General features: G+C 73.1%; 15 protein-coding genes and 1 pseudogene. 4 read left to right on the forward strand and 12 right to left on the reverse strand.

What is annotated here, in order from left to right; translation table 11 throughout:
- Nucleotides 1-165: 165 nt before the first annotated feature.
- Nucleotides 166-957, reverse strand: coding sequence for a metal-dependent hydrolase (locus ACZ3IL_RS22605; protein WP_467392692.1), 792 nt, complete (start codon nt 955-957; stop codon nt 166-168).
- A gap of 133 nt (nt 958-1,090) precedes the next feature.
- Between ACZ3IL_RS22605 and ACZ3IL_RS22610 the strand changes: the two genes are divergently transcribed.
- A complete protein-coding gene (locus ACZ3IL_RS22610; protein ID WP_467392694.1) occupies nt 1,091-3,604 on the forward strand; it encodes a DEAD/DEAH box helicase in 2,514 nt (837 codons plus the stop codon).
- Nucleotides 3,605-3,616: 12 nt separating this feature from the next.
- Nucleotides 3,617-4,480 carry an acyl-CoA thioesterase gene (locus ACZ3IL_RS22615; RefSeq protein ID WP_467392696.1) on the forward strand — a complete coding sequence of 288 codons (864 nt, stop codon included), beginning with the start codon at nt 3,617-3,619 and terminating at the stop codon, nt 4,478-4,480.
- Nucleotides 4,481-4,584: 104 nt separating this feature from the next.
- Here the strand turns inward: ACZ3IL_RS22615 and ACZ3IL_RS22620 are convergent.
- Nucleotides 4,585-4,861: pseudogene (locus tag ACZ3IL_RS22620) on the reverse strand (DUF6011 domain-containing protein).
- A gap of 35 nt (nt 4,862-4,896) precedes the next feature.
- On the opposite strand from ACZ3IL_RS22620, the gene ACZ3IL_RS22625 reads away from it, so the two are divergent.
- On the forward strand, nt 4,897-5,379 hold the full coding sequence (locus ACZ3IL_RS22625) for a glutathione peroxidase (protein WP_467392698.1): 483 nt from the start codon (nt 4,897-4,899) through the stop codon (nt 5,377-5,379).
- Nucleotides 5,372-6,142, forward strand: a complete 771-nt coding sequence (locus tag ACZ3IL_RS22630) for a putative protein N(5)-glutamine methyltransferase (protein WP_467392700.1) — start codon at nt 5,372-5,374, stop codon at nt 6,140-6,142. Before ACZ3IL_RS22625 ends, ACZ3IL_RS22630 begins: the two co-directional genes overlap by 8 nt.
- Nucleotides 6,143-6,318: 176 nt before the next feature.
- Here ACZ3IL_RS22630 and ACZ3IL_RS22635 read toward each other — a convergent pair whose 3' ends face one another.
- The 10 genes from ACZ3IL_RS22635 to ACZ3IL_RS22680 are packed head-to-tail and all read right to left on the reverse strand — an operon-like array spanning nt 6,319 to nt 16,046.
- The gene (locus tag ACZ3IL_RS22635; protein ID WP_467392702.1) at nt 6,319-7,170 is read right to left on the reverse strand and encodes a hypothetical protein; all 852 of its coding nucleotides are present in this window, start codon (nt 7,168-7,170) and stop codon (nt 6,319-6,321) included.
- A gap of 46 nt (nt 7,171-7,216) precedes the next feature.
- Complete coding sequence (locus ACZ3IL_RS22640; RefSeq protein ID WP_467392704.1) at nt 7,217-7,759, reverse strand: hypothetical protein; 543 nt, start codon at nt 7,757-7,759, stop codon at nt 7,217-7,219.
- A 26-nt stretch (nt 7,760-7,785) separates the two neighbouring features.
- A complete protein-coding gene (locus ACZ3IL_RS22645; RefSeq protein WP_467392706.1) occupies nt 7,786-8,613 on the reverse strand; it encodes a hypothetical protein in 828 nt (275 codons plus the stop codon).
- Nucleotides 8,610-9,125, reverse strand: a complete 516-nt coding sequence (locus ACZ3IL_RS22650) for a hypothetical protein (protein ID WP_467392708.1) — start codon at nt 9,123-9,125, stop codon at nt 8,610-8,612. Before ACZ3IL_RS22650 ends, ACZ3IL_RS22645 begins: the two co-directional genes overlap by 4 nt.
- Nucleotides 9,122-10,402: an MCE family protein gene (locus tag ACZ3IL_RS22655; RefSeq protein WP_467392710.1), complete on the reverse strand. Its 1,281-nt coding sequence runs from the start codon at nt 10,400-10,402 to the stop codon at nt 9,122-9,124. The genes ACZ3IL_RS22650 and ACZ3IL_RS22655 overlap by 4 nt, the downstream gene beginning before the upstream one ends.
- Nucleotides 10,399-11,670, reverse strand: a complete 1,272-nt coding sequence (locus tag ACZ3IL_RS22660) for an MCE family protein (protein ID WP_467392711.1) — start codon at nt 11,668-11,670, stop codon at nt 10,399-10,401. Before ACZ3IL_RS22660 ends, ACZ3IL_RS22655 begins: the two co-directional genes overlap by 4 nt.
- A complete protein-coding gene (locus tag ACZ3IL_RS22665) occupies nt 11,667-12,695 on the reverse strand; it encodes an MCE family protein (RefSeq protein WP_467392713.1) in 1,029 nt (342 codons plus the stop codon). The genes ACZ3IL_RS22660 and ACZ3IL_RS22665 overlap by 4 nt, the downstream gene beginning before the upstream one ends.
- A complete protein-coding gene (locus tag ACZ3IL_RS22670; protein WP_467392715.1) occupies nt 12,695-13,741 on the reverse strand; it encodes an MCE family protein in 1,047 nt (348 codons plus the stop codon). The genes ACZ3IL_RS22665 and ACZ3IL_RS22670 overlap by 1 nt, the downstream gene beginning before the upstream one ends.
- Nucleotides 13,738-14,793 carry an MCE family protein gene (locus ACZ3IL_RS22675; RefSeq protein WP_467392717.1) on the reverse strand — a complete coding sequence of 352 codons (1,056 nt, stop codon included), beginning with the start codon at nt 14,791-14,793 and terminating at the stop codon, nt 13,738-13,740. Before ACZ3IL_RS22675 ends, ACZ3IL_RS22670 begins: the two co-directional genes overlap by 4 nt.
- On the reverse strand, nt 14,790-16,046 hold the full coding sequence (locus ACZ3IL_RS22680) for an MCE family protein (protein ID WP_467392719.1): 1,257 nt from the start codon (nt 16,044-16,046) through the stop codon (nt 14,790-14,792). The genes ACZ3IL_RS22675 and ACZ3IL_RS22680 overlap by 4 nt, the downstream gene beginning before the upstream one ends.

Here is a 16,046-nt window from a genome sequence, read left to right on the forward strand (position 1 = left end):
GCAACGTCGTTGAACGCCGCTCCGGGCCGTGCGGAGCTTCGCGGTGCGCGGCGGACGCCGCGTACGCGGCGCCGTGGCGGTCCCGGCACGGCGGACCGGGCCCCGTCCGCACGCGTGGGGGCCGCACCGGAAGATCCGGTGCGGCCCCCACGCGTACGGACGGGGCTATATGTAGCCGAGCGCGGAGGCCCCGCCGATCCCGCCCAGCAGCATGAAGGCGGGCATGAGGACCTTGAGCTCGACCCAGCTGCCGGCCCGGAAGCGCATGCCCTTGGGCGGGCCGACCGGGTACCAGCGCTTGCGGCCGACGGGTATGGGCCAGAGGATCGGGCAGCCGGAGACCGTCAGGGCGTCGCCGATGTCGTGGACGAGGGCGCCGAGGACGATCGGCAGTCCGAGCCACAGGTACTCCTGGCCGGGGCCGGTGAAGAACCAGTTCGCGCCGTTGCCGGGGTCGTCGAGGACGTCCGCCATGATCCAGGCGCCGGCCGCGCCGAGCAGCCAGACCAGGACGTCGCTGGAGACCCGGGCGGCCCGCCAGAGCAGGCCCTCCACGGCGAGGACCAGGTGGACGAAGAGGATCGCGAGGACCGCCCACCGGCCGCCGGAGACCGCGGCGGCGGAGCACCCCGCGCCGACCAGGACCGCCCAGAGCCAGGTGTGGGTGAGGGTCCGGTGGCCGCCGGTCCTGCGGGGGTCGGCCTTGGAGCGGGTGGCCTTGTAGACGGCGTACGACAGCTTGTCGACGATCTCGCACAGCCACTTGGAGAGGGGTCCGAAGGAGCGCGAGATGGTCGCGGACTTGTGGTCCAGGTCCGGGGCGAGTGCGGCGCCCGCGCAGATGAGCGCGCCGGCGACGAGGACCGGCCAGGGCATCGGGCGGTCGAAGGCCGCCGCGGCCGCCCCGACGCCCAGCCAGGCCGCCGCTCCGGACAGTGAGTGCGCCGGTCCCATCATGAGTGACCCGCCCCGTTTCTCCCCTGCCGGATCGTTCGGTTGACGTCCGGTCGACGGACGAGCCTACCGCCGGTGATCACCGCTGCCGACGGCCGGTTCCCTCATCCGGACGGAATCCAGGCAAGATGGGAGGGTGACCCTTATCGATCAGCTTCCGCCGACCGCCGACCCCGACGCCCTCTTCGAGGCCTTCTCCTCCTGGGCCGAGGAGCGCGGCATCACGCTCTACCCGGCCCAGGAAGAGGCGCTGATCGAGGTCGTCTCCGGGGCCAACGTGATCCTGTCCACCCCCACCGGGTCGGGAAAGTCGCTGGTCGCGGCGGGCGCGCACTTCACGGCGCTGGCGAACGACCAGGTGACCTTCTACACCGCGCCGATCAAGGCCCTGGTGTCGGAGAAGTTCTTCGACCTGTGCAAGCTCTTCGGCACCGAGAACGTGGGCATGCTGACCGGCGACGCCTCCGTGAACGCGGACGCCCCGGTGATCTGCTGCACGGCGGAGGTCCTCGCCTCGATCGCGCTGCGGGACGGCAAGTACGCCGACATCGGCCAGGTCGTCATGGACGAGTTCCACTTCTACGCCGAGCAGGACCGCGGCTGGGCCTGGCAGATCCCGCTGCTCGAACTCCCCCAGGCGCAGTTCGTCCTGATGTCGGCGACGCTCGGCGACGTGTCGATGTTCGAGAAGGACCTGACCCGGCGCACGGGCCGGCCGACCTCGGTGGTCCGTTCGGCGACCCGGCCGGTGCCGCTCTCGTACGAGTACCGGCTCACCCCCATCACGGACACGCTGACGGAGCTCCTGGAGACGAAGCAGGCTCCCGTCTACATCGTGCACTTCACCCAGGCGCAGGCCGTCGAGCGCGCGCAGTCGCTGATGAGCATCAACATGTGCACGCGGGAGGAGAAGGACAGGATCGCCGAGCTGATCGGCAGTTTCCGCTTCACCACCAAGTTCGGCCAGAACCTCTCGCGGTTCGTGCGCCACGGCATCGGCGTGCACCACGCGGGCATGCTGCCGAAGTACCGGCGGCTCGTGGAGAAGCTGGCCCAGGCCGGTCTGCTGAAGGTGATCTGCGGGACGGACACGCTCGGCGTGGGCGTGAACGTGCCGATCCGCACGGTGCTCTTCACGGCCCTGACGAAGTACGACGGCAACCGGGTGCGCACGCTGCGCGCCCGTGAGTTCCACCAGATCGCGGGCCGGGCGGGCCGGGCCGGCTTCGACACGGCGGGGCTGGTCGTCGCGCAGGCGCCCGAGCACGTCATCGAGAACGAGAAGGCGCTCGCGAAGGCCGGCGACGATCCGAAGAAGCGCCGCAAGGTGGTCCGCAAGAAGGCCCCGGAGGGTTTCGTCGCCTGGAGCGACACGACCTTCGAGAAGCTGATCGCGGCCGAGCCGGAGCCGCTGACGTCCCGCTTCAAGGTCACCAACATCATGCTCCTCTCGGTGATCGCCCGGCCGGGCAACGCCTTCGAGGCGATGCGCAAGCTCCTGGAGGACAACCACGAGCCCCGCAAGGCGCAGCTGCGGCACATCCGCCGGGCCATCGCGATCTACCGGTCGCTGCTCGACGGCGGCGTGGTGGAGCAGCTGGACGAGCCGGACGCCGAGGGCCGCACGATCCGCCTGACGGTCGACCTCCAGCAGGACTTCGCGCTCAACCAGCCGCTGTCGACGTTCGCGCTCGCCGCGTTCGACCTGCTCGACCCCGAATCCCCCTCGTACGCCCTGGACATGGTGTCCGTCGTCGAGTCGACGCTCGACGACCCGCGCCAGATCCTCGCCGCCATGCAGAACAAGGCGCGCGGGGAGGCCGTGGGGCGGATGAAGGCGGACGGCGTCGAGTACGAGGAGCGGATGGAGCGGCTCCAGGAGATCTCGTACCCGAAGCCGCTGGAGGAGCTGCTCTGGCACGGGTACGAGGTCTACCGGAAGTCGCACCCGTGGGTCGGGGACCACCCGGTGTCGCCGAAGTCGGTCGTCCGCGACATGTACGAACGGGCGCTGACCTTCACCGAGTTCACCTCCTGGTACGAGCTGGCGCGGACCGAGGGCATCGTCCTGCGGTACCTGGCGAGCGCGTACAAGGCGCTCGACCACACCATCCCGGACGACCTGAAGACCGAGGACCTGGAGGACCTGATCGCCTGGCTGGGCGAGATGGTGCGGCAGGTGGACTCCTCGCTGCTCGACGAGTGGGAGCAGCTCGCCAACCCGGAGGTGCAGACGGCCGAGGAGGCCCAGGAGAAGGCCGACCAGGTCAAGCCCGTCACGGCGAACGCCCGTGCCTTCCGGGTCCTGGTGCGCAACGCCATGTTCCGCCGGGTGGAGCTGGCCGCCCTGGACAACGTGGACGCGCTCGGCGAGCTGGACGCGGAGTCCGGCTGGGACGCGGACGCGTGGGGCGAGGCGATGGACGCGTACTGGGACGAGTACGACGACCTCGGCACGGGCCCGGACGCGCGCGGCCCGAAGCTGCTCGCCATCGAGGAGGACGCGGCGCACGGTCTGTGGCGCGTCCGGCAGACCTTCGCCGACCCCAACGGCGACCATGACTGGGGCATCGGCGCGGAGGTGGATCTCGCGGCCTCCGACGAGGAGGGCCGCGCGGTCGTCCGCGTCACGTCCGTCGGACAGCTGTAGAGGAGTTCCGTGGTGACCAATCCCGCCGAGAGCCTGGTCGACCTGCTCGACCTGGAGCGGATCGAGGTCGACATCTTCCGCGGGCGCAGTCCGCAGGAGTCGCTGCAGCGGGTCTTCGGCGGGCAGGTCGCCGGCCAGGCCCTGGTGGCGGCGGGCCGCACCGTGGAGGAGAGCCGGCCGGTGCACTCGCTGCACGCCTACTTCCTGCGGCCGGGCCGGCCCGGGGTGCCGATCGTGTACCAGGTGGAGCGGGTGCGCGACGGGCGCTCGTTCACGACCCGCCGGGTGACGGCGGTGCAGGAGGGGCGGACGATCTTCAACCTGACGGCCTCGTTCCACCTGCCGGAGGAGGCCGGGTTCGAGCACCAGCTGCCGCCGCGGCACATGACGGACCCGGAGAGCCTGCCGAACCTCGCGGACGAGATCCGCGACCACCTCGGCGCGCTGCCGGAGGCGCTGGAGCGGATGGCCCGCCGGCAGCCCTTCGACATCCGGTACGTGGACCGGCTGCGCTGGACCGGGGAGGAGGTGAAGGGCGCGGACCCGCGCAGCGCGGTGTGGATGCGGGCCGTGGGGCCGCTGGGCGACGACCCGCTGGTCCACACCTGTGCCCTGACCTACGCCTCGGACATGACCCTGCTGGACGCCGTCCGGATTCCGGTCGAGCCCCTCTGGGGGCCGCGCGGTTTCGACATGGCGTCGCTGGACCACGCGATGTGGTTCCACCGGCCGTTCCGGGCGGACGAGTGGTTCCTGTACGACCAGGAGTCCCCGATCGCCACGGGCGGCCGGGGGCTCGCCCGGGGCCGGATCTACGACCGGGAGGGCAGGCTCCTGGTGTCCGTGGTCCAGGAGGGCCTGTTCCGCAAGCTGTAGGGCCTTCGGCACCGGCCGTCCGGGCCCGGTCCCCCTTCGTGGGGAGGCGGGCCGGCACCGCCCGTCCCGGCGGTGGCCCGGCCGCCCGGGGCCGGGCCGTTCGGTCACCGGCCGGGGGACGGTCTCCGGCCGGCGTCCTCCTCCGGGCCGTCCCGGCGTTCCGGCGGGTCCAGGCCCGGCAGGGCGTCCTGCTCCACCTCGTGGCGGCGGGTGCGGATGTCCGGGCCCGGGGGGGTGGAGCTTGGCGTCGCAGGCCGGGCCGAGGCCGGTGCGGCGCGAGCCCGCGCCCGTCAGGGGGCGTCCGCAGAGGCGGCACCGCACCCGCCCCGGCGCTTCCTCCACGAGGGGGCCGAGCGCCATTGCCAGTGGTTCGTCACGCATGCTGAGATCAAACCCCATCCGGACGAGGAGCAGCCATGAGCCTGTACGACATCCCGCTGAAGACCCTGACCGGCGAGCCGGTCACCCTGGCGGACTACCGGGACCGCGCGGTCCTGGTCGTGAACGTCGCCTCCCAGTGCGGCCTGACCCCGCAGTACGCGGGCCTGGAGCGGCTGCAGAAGGAGTACGGGGAGCGCGGCCTCACCGTGCTCGGCGTGCCCTGCAACCAGTTCGCCGGCCAGGAGCCGGGCAGCGCGGAGGAGATCCGGACGTTCTGCTCGACCACGTACGGGGTGACCTTCCCGCTCCTGGAGAAGACGGACGTCAACGGGGAGGACCGCCACCCCCTCTACGCGGAGCTGGTGAAGACCGCGGACTCCGGGGGCGAGGCCGGTGACGTGCAGTGGAACTTCGAGAAGTTCCTGATCGGCCGTGACGGCGAGGTCACCCGCTTCCGTCCGCGCACCGAGCCGGACGCCCCGGAGCTCGTGGCGGCCATCGAGGCGCGACTTGCCTGACGCGGAGGTCGTCGGGCGGCTGAGGGCGGCGGGCTGCGTCTTCGCCGAGGAGGAGGCGGCGATGCTGCTCTCGACGGCCGCCGGGCCCGCCGAGCTGGACCTGATGGTCCAACGGCGGGCGTCGGGCCTGCCGTTGGAGCACGTGGTGGGCTGGGCCGGGTTCGCCGGGCTGCGGATCGCCGTGGAACCGGGGGTGTTCGTGCCCCGGCGGCGGACCGAGTTCCTGGTCGAGCGGGCCGTGGCGCTGGCCGCGCCGGGCGCGCTCTGCGTCGACCTGTGCTGCGGTTCCGGAGCGGCGGGCGCGGTGCTGCTCGACCGGGTCGGGGGCGCGGAGGTGCACGCCTCGGACATCGAGCCGGCGGCGGTGGCCTGCGCCCGGCGGAACCTCGGACCGCGCGGCGGCCGGGTGTACGAGGGGGACCTGTTCGCGCCGCTGCCGCCGGAACTGCGGGGCCGGGTCGAGATCCTGGTCGCCAACGTGCCGTACGTGCCGACCGGGGAGATCGGTCTGCTGCCGCCCGAGGCGCGCGACCACGAACCGCTCGTCACGCTGGACGGCGGCCCGGACGGCCTCGACGTGCTGCGGCGGGTCGCCGCCGGGGCGCCGGAGTGGCTGGCGCCCGGCGGTCACCTGCTGACCGAGACGAGCGAGGGCCAGGCGGACCGGGCGGTGGAGGCGGTCTCCGCGTACGGCCTGGAGGCGCGGATCGTCACGTGCGAGGAGCGGTACGCGACGGTGCTCGTCGCCACCCGGGAGAAGTAGCGGGGCGGTCGCGGGCGTCCCGTGCGCGGGGCGGCCGCGGCGCCGGTCGTACGGGGCCTTTCCGGCTCCGTACGACCGTCCCGGGCGACGGCCCGGCGGGGGTCGTGGCGGCCCGGTGGACCCAGCGGCGGCCCGGCGCGGGGCAGCGGTCCGGTGGACTCGGCGGCCCGGCGGGCTCAGCGGCCGAAGGTGTCGATGTTCTCCACGAGCCAGCGTCCCTCCCGCCGCACGACGTCCACGGCGAACATGGCCCCCGCGTAGACGCCCCGGTCCTGGGCCTTCGGCTGCTGTTTGCCGGCGGCCCCGGCCGTGCTCACGCTGCTCTGGTCGGCGTAGACCAGGACCCGGGCCCGGTCGCCGTCGATCCGCTCGACCGCGCTGTCGGTGACCGTCGTGGTGATCACCGTCTTCTGGCGGGCCGCCTGGGCGAGGACCCCGCCGAGGAGCGTCCGGTGCTGGGCGACGGCCTTGCCCGTGAGGAGGGTCTTCCCGGCCCGCTCGAAGGGGGACGGGTCGGCGTGGTCGTAGGAGAAGAGCGCGGCGACGGCCGCGGAGGTCTGGCCCTTGATCTCGCTGGTGCGGGCGAGGTCGGTGAGGGCCGTGTTGGAGCGCGCCGGGTCGTCGCGGAGCTCCGACGCCCTGCTGTGCGCCCAGCCGGCGAAGCCGCCGAGGAGGAGCGTCAGCACGCACAGGACCACCAGGGGGACGAGGTGGCGCGGCCGCGCCCCGCCCCCGGCCTCCCCGGCGGACGCCGCCGTGTCCCCGGGGCCGTCGTGCCCGGCGCGGGCGGTGTCCTCGCCGGCGTCCCGTTCCGGCGCCCCGGCCGTCGCCGTCCCCCGCCCGGACCGCGCCGCCGTCCGTTGCCGGGCCTGCGGGGCGGTCCCGGCCAGGAGGCCCACGGGCGTACGGGACCGGTCGTCACCGGACGGCCGGGAGGCGGTGTCCCCGGGCGCGGGGGCGGGCGCCGGCGGGGCGGCCAGGGCCTGGCGGCGGCGCTGGCGGTTGAGGTGGTGACGGGGCGTCGGCATCGTGCGTGTCCTTTCGGGGGCGGGCGGCTCGTGCGGTACGGCCCGGTCAGCCGGACGCCGTGCCGCCCACGGGGGCCTGCCCCAGGCCGCTGAGCTTCCACTGCCCGTCGACGCGGGTGAGTTCGCCCAGCATGCGGCTGTCCTTGTCCGTGCTCTTGTTGTCGGGCGTCGTGACGGTGACGCGCAGGCCGACGAGCAGCCGGGCGCGCCCCGCCCGGTCGTCGAGTTCCGTGACGGCGCCAGACAGCACCCGGGCCGTGGTCACCGTCTTCGCGGTCCTCACCTGGCCGGTGAACTCCTCGCGTCCCTCCACGAGCTGCTTGTGCAGCTCCCCGGTCGTGGACGACTCCCAGAGGTCGAGCCCTTGTTCCACGCGCCGGTGGTCGAGCGTGTTGAGGTTCTGCACGGCCTGCTCCCCCGCCGCGAGCGCGCGGTCGCGCTGCGCGGCGTACGCGGCGGAGTCGTCGTGGGCCGCCGCGTACCAGCCGTGGCCGGTCCAGGCCGCGAAGCCCCCCGTGACCAGGGTGAGCACGAGGGCCGCGACCAGGACCGGCCGGATGCCCGCCGGGGTGCGGTCCGTGCGTTTCATGGGGTGCTCCCGTCTCCCGCTCATGGTCAGCGGGCCTTGATGTCGACGATCAGCCACCGGTCCCCCTGGAACTTCGCGGTGACGGTGAGCTGGGCCGCGGCGGTCGTGGCGGGGGCCTTGTCCCGCCGTGAGGTCTGGTCGAGGAACACGAGCAGGCGCGCGTCGTCCCCCTCGAGTTCGATCACCCCGGTGCGGACGGCCTGGGTGGTGAGGGTGACGCGCTGTTCGGCCAGCTTCGCGCGGACCTGGGCGAACAGGTCGGCGTACTGGCGGGCGGCGCGCCCGGTCAGCACGGTCCGGGCGGAGCGCTCGGCCGCGTCGGCCCGGGAGGGGGCGTAGGAGAAGACCCGGGCGAGGCCTTCGCCGACGTCGCCGCCGACGCGGGTGGTGGCGGCGGTGTCGGTGAGGGCGTGGTTGCGCGCGGACGGGATGGACCGGAGCTGGTGGGCGCCGTAGAAGAACGCGCCTCCGCCGAGGAGCAGGGCGGCGACGGCCGCGGCCAGGGCGATCCTCCGCCACGGGGCGGCGGAGCGGGTGGTGCCCCCGTCCCCGGGCGGCTCCTCCCCGTCCGCCGGCTCCTTGTCCGCCGTCTTCTCGTCCTTCGGCTCCTCGTCCGCCGTCCCCTTGCCCGTCGGCTCCTCGTCCGCCGTTCTCTCCCCGGCCCTCTCCGTCTTCTCCGCCCTCTCCTCCGTGTCCTCCGTCCGGTCCCCGGGCCGCTCGTCCTGTTCGGCGACGGCTCCGGCTCCGGTCGCCGTCCGGGCCGTGTCCGGGGCCGTCTCCGTCGTCTCCCCCGCTCCCGTCGTCTCCCCGGCCACGGGTTCCCGGGCCGTCGTCCCGCGCAGCAGTCGTGTCACTCGTCCTCGCTCCCCTCGGCTCCGGCGACGGGCACCGCGCTCAGCGCGGCGACCTTCCAGGTGTCCTCGCCGGTGCGCGTCAGGACGGCCTCCAGACGCTTGCGGTCGGTGGTCGCGGCGCTGCCTCCCCGGGGGGTGACGTCGACGCGGACGGTCGCGATGAGCTTCGCCGTACCGGCCCTCGTGTCCAGGGCGGTCAGGGCGGCCTCGGTGACCGTGGCGCGCGCCGAGGCGCCCACCGCGGGCCGGGTGCGCCCCAGTTCGGTGCGGAGCGGCCCGGTCGACGCGTCGCGCCAGGCCCGGATGCCGGCCTCGGCGCGCTCGCGGGTCGAGGCGTCGAGCGTGTTCAGCACGGTGACGCGGTTCCGGCCCTCGGCGAGCGCGGCGTCCCGTTCCCGGCCGAAGGCGAGGCCCTCGTCGGCGCGGGCCTGCGCGTAGGTCCACGCGCCGGTCCCGCAGAAGCCCAGGGCGACCACGAGGGCGCCGGCGCCGAGCGCCCGGGCCCGCTTCATCGCGCGCTCCCGGTGCCGAGGCCGAGCAGTCCGGCCATGTCCTGGGGTCCGGCGCCCTGGCCGGGCAGGGCGAGCGCGCCGGGCAGCGGCTGCCGGGCGTCCGTGGTGCCGGCCGTACCGGTCGTGCCCGGGAGCAGGGAGCCGGGGCGGGCCGGGGCGGGCACGCCGCTGCCCTTCGGGGCCCGGGCCGAGCCGCGCACGTTGACCCCGGAGGAGGCGGGGGCCGTGCAGGAGGCACCGGTGTTGAGGGCGGGCGCGGTCCCCAGGTCGAGTCCGTTGCGGTAGCGCGTGCCGCCGTATCCGGCGGTGCAGGGCAGCGGCTTGAAGAAGGTGACGGCCATCCCGAAGTCGACCTTCCCGTCGTGGACGGCGGTGGCTCCGGCCGAGACGGCCGCCGGGAGCTTCACGAGCAGTTCCTCGATGCCGCGCTGCCGGGTGACGGCGACCTCCGAGGTGGTCAGGAGGTTGGCGAAGACGACGCCGAGGCTCGGGTCGAGGTCGCGCAGGAGTCCGCTGACCTGGCCCGCCGCGTCGGGCGTGACGGTCAGGAGGCGGCGCAGGTCGGCGTCGGAGCCCTTGAGGGTGGCGGCGAGGTCGCGCGCGCCGGTGGCGAAGCCGCGGATGGCACGGCTCTCGTCGGCCTGGGTGCGCAGGACGACCTCCCCGTCCTGGATGAGCCGGGTGGTGGACGGCATCGCCCGGTCGGCGGCCCGGACGAACCCGCTGCTGTTGTCGAGGAGGACCTGGAGGTCGTCCCCGTGGCCCTCGAAGGCCTTGCCGAATTCGTCGACGACCGTGCGCAGGGACTCCAGGGGAACGGAATTGGTGAGGTCGTTCATGCTGGTGAGCACGTCGGTGACCGGTGCCGGCACCTCGGTGTCGGTCTCTTCGATGCGGGCGCCGTCGGCGAGGAAGGGGCCGTCGTCGCTCTCGGGGCGCAGGTCGATGTACTGCTCGCCGACGGCGGACAGTCCGGCGACCACGGCGCGGGCGTCGGCGGGTATCCGGGGGGCGGACTTCTTGATGCGCAGCTCGGCCACGACCCCGTCGGCGGTGAGGTCGATGTCTCCGACGCGTCCCACGGAGACACCGCGGTAGGTGACGTCGGAGTGGGTGAACAGTCCTCCCGTGCGGGCCAGGTGGACCTTGACGACGTAGTGGTCGGCGACGCCCGCGTAGCGCCCGAGGTCCGCGTAGCGGATGCCCAGGAAGCCGAGGACGAGGACGGCGATGACGAGGAACGCGAGGTTCTTCAGCAGGACGGTACGGGTGATCACCGGTTCCCGCCTCCGTTCGTCGGTGTGGTGACCGGCAGCGGCAGGACCGTTCCCGAGCGCGGGGCGGTGGCGCCGCTCCCCTGCTTCCGGAGGCCTTCCGTGCCCGGGTCCGTCGGGTCCGGGTCCGTCGGGTCCGGGGTGGGGGTGGGGACGGTCGGGGTCTCGTCCCGGGGGATCAGCGGCGGGACCACCTCGGTGCCGGGGGCGGCGGCGAGGTGCAGATAGGTGTTGAGGTAGTCGCCCTTGATGCCCCGCATCACCTCGTCGGTGAAGGGGTACGTCAGCAGCACCTGGAGCGATTCGGGCAGGTCGGCGCCGGCGTCCGCGAGGGCCGTCAGGGTCGGGGCGAGGGCCTTGAGGTCGGCGACCATGTCCTTCTTGCTCGCGTTGACGGTGGTGACGGCGACGCCGGACAGCGTGTCCAGGGCGCGCAGCATGGTCAGCAGGGAGCCCCGCTGGTTCTCCAGTGTCTTCAGGCCGGGCGAGAGGCCGGTGAGGACCGTGTCGACGTCGTTCTTGCGGCCGGCCAGGGTGGCGGAGAGCCGGTTGACCCCGTCGAGGGCGCGGGTGATGTCGCCGCGGTGGGCGTCCAGGTTCGTCACCAGCGTGTCCACCCGCCTCAGCATGGAGCGGACTTCGGGTTCGCGTCCGCCGAGTGCGGTGTTCAGCTCCTTGGTGATGGTCTTGAGCTGGTTGACCCCGCCGCCGTTGAGCAGCAGGGACAGCGCGCCGAAGACCTCCTCGACCTCCGTGTTGCGGCTGGTGCGCGCCAGCGGGATGACGCTGCCGTCGGCGAGCCGTCCGCCGCCGTCCGCACGGGCGGCGGCCTGCCGGACGCCGCCCCGGCCCTTGCCGTTCCCCTGCGGGGCGACGAGCTGGATGTACTTCTCGCCCAGGAGGCTGGACTGTTCGAGGCGGGCCCCGGCGTCGGCGGGCAGCTCGACGTCACCGTTGATCCTGAGGGTGACGCGGGCGGTCCAGGTGCCGGGCACCAGTTCGATGGCGGTGACGCGGCCGACGGCGACGTCGTTGACCTTGACCGCGGACTGCGGCACGAGGCTCAGCACGTCGGCGATCTCGGCGGTGACCGTGTAGGGGTGGGAGCCGAGGTCGGCGCCGCCGGGCAGCGGCAGGTCCTCGATGCCGTCGAACCGGAACGGCGCGGCGGGGACCGCGCCGAGGACGACGGCGAGGCCCAGGCCGACCGCGATCACGCCGGCGGCGCCGGCTCCGGCCGCCTTCCGGGAGGGGAGGGTGGCGCGCTTCATCGCTTCTCCTCTCCGGTGCCCGCCGAGGAGGCACCGGCCACGGGGAGCGGGAGCAGGGGTCCGCCCATGCTGATCTCGTTGAGGTTGGCGCGCCCGTCGAGGGTGCGGGTCTCCGGGTTGTACGCGTTGACGAGGTTGCCGGCGGCGAGCGGGGCGACGTCGAGGGCCTCGGCGAGGGAGGCGCGCTGGTCGACGAGGGTCTGGGTGAGGGGCACGAGCCGGTCGACGTTCTTCTTGAGCTCGCCGCGGTTCTCCTTGATGAACGTCTTGACCTGGGCGAGGGCCTTGCCGAGTTCCTTGAGGGCGCCGGCGAGGTCGTTCTTGTTCTCGGCGAAGTAGCCGACGACTTCGTCCAGGCGTTCCTGCGCGGTGCGGACGTCGCCGTCCTTCTTCTTGAGCATGGTGGTGAAGGTCTGGAGCTGGCCGAGGGTGGTGAACAGGTCGTCGCTGCTGCCGTTGAGGGTCTTGGCGGCCTTGCCGAACTGCTCGATGGAGGTGCCGATGGCCGCGCCGTTGCCCTTGAGGTTCTTCGCGCCGGTGTTCAGCAGTCCGGAGAGGGCTCCCTCGGAGTTGGCCCCGTTCGGGCCGAGCGCGTCGCCCAGTTCGGTGATCGACGCGTAGAGCTGGTCGATCTCGACGGGGACGCGGTTGCGGGAGGCGGGCAGCTCGGCTCCGTCGGTGAGGACGGGGCCGGAGCTGTAGGCGGGGCTGAGCTGGACGTACCGGTCGGCGACGATGCTCGGGGCGACGACCAGGGCCCGTGCCTCGGCGGGGACGCGTACGCCCTCGTCGAGACGGAGCTCGACGCGCACCCGGGTGCCCTCCGGTTCCACGGACTCCACCTCGCCGACCCGTACGCCGAGGACGCGCAGGTCGGAGCCGGGGTAGATGCCGACCGCCCGGTCGAACCAGGCGGTGACACGGGTCCCGGCGGGGTCGAGGACCTGCTGCGCGACGGCGATCCCGCCGGCGGCGAGCACCACGAGGGCGAGCCCGGCGGCGAGGGGCGTTCTGGGTCTGGTCATCATTCACCGCTCCCCTTGGCCGTCGCCGTCTGTTTCGGCGGCAGGCATCCGGTCTTGGGCTGCGAGGTCTCGGGCAGGTAGGCGCGCGGCACCACGCCGCACAGATAGCTGTCGAACCAGCGGCCGTTGCCGAGGGTGTTGCCGACGAGCCGGTAGTACGGGCCGACGAGCGCGAGCGTCTTGTCGAGCTGGCCGCTGTTCTTCTCCAGGACGCCGGTGACCCGGCTGAGGGCCTTCAGGGTGGGGCCGAGCTGCCGGTCGTTGTCCCCGACGAGGCCGCTGAGTTCGGTGCCCAGCTCCCTGCTGCCCCTGAGGAGGGCGCGGATGGCGTCGCGGCGCTTCTGGAGTTCCCCGAGCAGGGACCCGCCGTCCTCGATGAGCGTCTCGAAGCTGGACTTCTTGTTCTCCAGGGTCTTGGTGAACCTCTTGCTGTTCTCCAGGAGCCTGGCGAGTTCGGCGTCGCGCTTGGAGACGGTCCTCGACAGTTCGGACAGACCGTCGGCGGCGCTGCGCACGTGCGGCGGCGAGTTCTTGAAGGTGTCGGAGATGGTCTCGAAGCTCTTCGCGAGCTTCTTGGTGTCGATGGCGTCGACGGTGCCGCTGAGGTCCTGGAACGCCTGGGTGACGTCGTACGGGGAGGTGGTGCGCGTCTGCGGGATGCGGGTCCCGGGGTCCTGGGGGGCGGCGCCCAGCGGGTCGAGCGCCAGGTACTTCTCGCCCAGGAGGGTCTTGATGGCGATGGCGGCGGTGGACCGGTCGCCGACCCAGGCGTCGCCGACCTCGAACGTCACCTTGACCTTGGGCCCGTCGAGGGCGACGCCGGTGACCTCGCCGACCTTGACGCCGGCGATGCGCACCTCGTCGCCGGCGTCGAGCCCGGCGGCCTCGGTGAAGTCGGCGCTGTAGGCCGTTCCGCCGCCGATCAGGGGGAGGCGTTCCACGTTGTACGCCAGGGCTCCCAGCAGGGCGAGGAGGACCAGGCCGACGAGGGCGACGCCGACGGGGCTGCGTTCCTTGACCGGCTTGAGCAGGGGGCGGGGGCTCATCCGCGGCACCTCGTCTCGGTCACGGCGATGCCGGCCGGCGGCTTCGAGCCGTCGGAGGTTCCCACGCCGCTCACGCGCGCCTCGCAGAGGTAGAGGTTGAACCACGATCCGTACGAGGTCAGCCGGGCCAGGGCCGTCATCTTCGCGGGGGTGTTGGCGAGGAACCGCTCGATGTGGGGGGTGTGGTCCCCGAGCGTTCCGGAGAGCCGGCCCAGTTCGCGGATGTCCTTCTTGAGGGGGGCGCGCCCTTCCTGGAAGAGCCCGGCGGTCGTGGTGCTGAGGTCGCCGATGGCCTTGACCGCCTCGCCGAGGGGCTTGCGGTCGGCGTTGAAGCCGGTGACGAGTTTCTGGAGGGTGACGACGAGGTCGTTGAAGCCGGCCTCGCGGTCGTTGAGGGTCCCCAGGACGGTGTTGAGGTGGGTGACGACCTCACCGATGACCTTGTCCTTGGCGGCGACGGTCCGGGTGAGGGAGCCGATGTGGCGCAGCAGGCTGTCGACGGTGCCGCTCTCGCCCTGGAGGACCTGGACGAGCGATCCGGCGAGGTCGTTGACGTCGCCGGGCGAGAGGCCCTCGAACAGCGGCTTGAACCCGTTGAACAGCAGCGTCAGGTCGAGCGCGGGCGTGGTGCGCTCCAGCGGGATGGTGTCCCCGGGCCGGAGGGTGCCTTCGAGGTCGCCGCTGCCCCGGTCGAGGGAGACGTACCGCTGTCCGACCATGTTGAGGTACTTCACGGCGGCGGTGGCCGACCGGGGCAGCGTGCGGTCCTCGCGGACCGTGAAGGTGACCTGGGCGGTGCGCCGCTGGACGACGCGGACGTCGGTCACCTCCCCCACCTTCACCCCGGCGATGCGCACGGAGTCGCCCTCGGCGAGTCCGGTGACGTCGGTGAAGAGGGCCCGGTACGAGCGGGTGTCGGAGCCGACGCCGGTGTTGGCGATGCTGAAGCCGAGGACGGTGGTGGCGAGGGCGGTGACGAGGACGAAGACGAGGGACTTCAGGATCGTCCCGGTCAGGCCCCGGCGGCGGGTGTGGGCGGGCGGGGTCGTCATCGGAGGTTCACCTCCGCGCCGCGGAACGCGGGTCCGGCGAGGAGACTGCTCCAGTCCGGCAGGTCGCCGGGGCTCTTCTTCGCCGCGGGGGCGAGGAGTTCGTTGACGAGGTCGTTCTCCTGCGGGGAGTTGGCGGGGCCGAGGTCCTGCGCGGTCGTGGCGGACGCCCGCGCGGCGGGTGCGACCGGGACGCCGAGGTAGGGCACGGGGTAGCAGCGCGGGCCGCCGCCGGAACCGTAGGAGGGCGCGTCGCGGCCGGGGACGTAGGCGCCGCGCGAGGGCACGGTGGTGACGTCGACGTGCAGGCCGGGCTGGTTGGTGCCCTTGCCGAGCGCCTTGTCCATGGCGGGCACCATCCGGGCGAGGGTGCGCAGGGTGCAGGGGAAGGACGGGGAGTGCTTCGCGATCCGTTCCAGGGTGGGCCTGCTGGTGGCGCTGAGCCGGATGATGTTGTCCTTGTTCTGCCGCAGGAAGGTCGTCAGGTCCTCGGCCGTCCGGGTGGTGGCGCCGAGGGTGCCGGCCAGCGCGGTCTCCTTCTCGGCGAGGGTGCCGCTGGTGGTGGTGAAGTCGGTGAGCGCGGTGACGATGTCCGGGGCGGCGTCCGCGTAGAGGTGGCTGACCTTCACGAGTTCTTTCAGGTCGCGGGTGAGGGTGGGCAGCTGGGGGTTGAACTCGCGCAGGTGTGCGTCGAGCTGGACGAGGGTCTCGCCGAGCTGGTCACCGCGTCCCTCCAGGGCCCTGGAGACGGCGGACAGGGTCGCCGACAGCTTCTGCGGCTGGACGGCGGTGAGCATGGGCAGGACGTTGTCGAGGACCTGCTGGAGTTCGACGGCGTTGCTGGAGCGGTCCTCCGGGATGACGGCGCCGGGGCGCAGGGGACGCGCCGAGGAGCCGCCGGGCGGTACGAGGGCGACGAACCGCTCGCCGAACAGCGTCGTCGGCAGCATCTGGGCGCGCACGTCGGACGGGACGTGGTCCAGGGTGCCGGGCCGCATGGCGAGGGTGAGGCGGGCGCCTCCGCCGCCGGTGGCGTCGATGGCGCGGACCTCGCCGACGACGACGCCGCGCAGTTTCACCTCGGCGCCGAGGTGCATCTCGTTGCCGACGCTGCCGGTCTCGACGACGACCGGGTCGGAGTCGGTGAACTTCTTGTCGTAGACGGCGACCGCCAGCCAGGCGAGCAGGGCGGGCACCAGCAGGAAGACGACGCCGGCGAACCGGCGGCGCAGGATCTCTCCTCGCGGATCGTTCAT

The sequence above is a fragment of the Streptomyces sp. NPDC014907 genome, assembly GCF_055562975.1.

Coding starts and splice junctions, on each gene's coding strand:
- ACZ3IL_RS22680 (WP_467392719.1), bottom strand. CDS start 16,046: ATGAACGATCCGCGAGGAGAGATCCTGCGCCGCCGGTTCGCCGGCGTC.
- ACZ3IL_RS22660 (WP_467392711.1), bottom strand. CDS start 11,670: ATGAAGCGCGCCACCCTCCCCTCCCGGAAGGCGGCCGGAGCCGGCGCC.
- ACZ3IL_RS22650 (WP_467392708.1), bottom strand. CDS start 9,125: ATGAAGCGGGCCCGGGCGCTCGGCGCCGGCGCCCTCGTGGTCGCCCTG.
- ACZ3IL_RS22640 (WP_467392704.1), bottom strand. CDS start 7,759: ATGAAACGCACGGACCGCACCCCGGCGGGCATCCGGCCGGTCCTGGTC.
- ACZ3IL_RS22635 (WP_467392702.1), bottom strand. CDS start 7,170: ATGCCGACGCCCCGTCACCACCTCAACCGCCAGCGCCGCCGCCAGGCC.
- ACZ3IL_RS22670 (WP_467392715.1), bottom strand. CDS start 13,741: ATGAGCCCCCGCCCCCTGCTCAAGCCGGTCAAGGAACGCAGCCCCGTC.
- ACZ3IL_RS22625 (WP_467392698.1), top strand. CDS start 4,897: ATGAGCCTGTACGACATCCCGCTGAAGACCCTGACCGGCGAGCCGGTC.
- ACZ3IL_RS22605 (WP_467392692.1), bottom strand. CDS start 957: ATGATGGGACCGGCGCACTCACTGTCCGGAGCGGCGGCCTGGCTGGGC.
- ACZ3IL_RS22675 (WP_467392717.1), bottom strand. CDS start 14,793: ATGACGACCCCGCCCGCCCACACCCGCCGCCGGGGCCTGACCGGGACG.
- ACZ3IL_RS22665 (WP_467392713.1), bottom strand. CDS start 12,695: ATGACCAGACCCAGAACGCCCCTCGCCGCCGGGCTCGCCCTCGTGGTG.